1 tRNA gene is annotated in these 247 nt (G+C 40.9%); it reads right to left on the minus strand.

The features are described from left to right. Nucleotides 1-138: 138 nt before the first annotated feature. Nucleotides 139-215: transfer RNA gene (locus GVO63_RS19455), tRNA-Ile, on the minus strand. Nucleotides 216-247: the final 32 nt, after the last annotated feature.

The raw sequence follows: 247 nt of genomic DNA on the forward strand, positions 1-247 counted from the left end.
CGTAAAATGACGAGTCATTTCACTTTAGAGTAAAAAACCCTAATCAATCTTTACTGAAGCAGTAAATATTCATTAGGATTTATCGTCTATTTCGACATTTTCTACCTTCGTTACCTCCTTACACTTATCGTAAGGAAATGGTAGGCTTGGGCAGACTTGAACTGCCGACCTCACCCTTATCAGGGGTGCGCTCTAACCAGCTGAGCTACAAGCCTTCAGTTTCTAAGTTTGTTAGCAACAAACCCAG

The sequence above is a fragment of the Alteromonas sp. KUL106 genome (assembly GCF_009811415.1).
Classification (GTDB): domain Bacteria; phylum Pseudomonadota; class Gammaproteobacteria; order Enterobacterales; family Alteromonadaceae; genus Alteromonas.